This is a genomic window from Bacillus sp. JJ1127 (assembly GCF_036965845.1).
Taxonomy (GTDB): domain Bacteria; phylum Bacillota; class Bacilli; order Bacillales; family Bacillaceae_G; genus Bacillus_A.
Map to the genome: position 1 here is coordinate 1 of NZ_JBALQK010000088.1, position 541 is coordinate 541.

Consider the following 541-nt stretch of genomic DNA (forward strand, 5'->3'; position numbering starts at 1 on the left):
ATGTATTATTAAAGTAGTGAGGGTAAATAAGAATGGAGGAGGACAATGCAACAATCGCTAGAGAAAATTGGAAAACAAGTTTTTTATAAACGGCTACAGCAAAAAATGACACAAGAAGAATTATGTCAGGGCATTTGTTCCGTCTCATATTTAAGTAAGATCGAAAATGGAAAGATAGAAGCATCGGAGGAAATTGTGCAGCTACTCTGCGCGAGGTTAGAGATTGCTGTGTCGGATTTGAGAGATGTAGAAGAAGAAGTAAAAGAGAAGTTGGATGAGTGGTTAAATGCGTTGGTTCATTTGGATAAGGAACAGGTTGAACGCATCTACAAAGAATTACAAGATGAAATGAAGCATGTTTTAGATTTTGAAATTATAAATTATTATAACCTTCTTTATACCCGGTATTTAATTATGAAAAGGGATCTCCCGGCACTTGAAGAAGAACTAGAGAAGTTGAAGAAGATGTATAAGAAGTATTCACCATTTCAGAAGTTGTTGTATACGTATAGTAAGGCGCTATTATACTGCATGCAGTATA

At 35.1% G+C, this 541-nt stretch carries 1 protein-coding gene; it reads left to right on the forward strand.

Annotation, left to right across the window (positions count from 1 at the left end):
* Positions 1-45: 45 nt before the first annotated feature.
* A partial coding sequence (locus V7183_RS10165; protein WP_335359401.1) for a helix-turn-helix domain-containing protein occupies positions 46-541 on the forward strand: 496 nt, incomplete at its 3' end.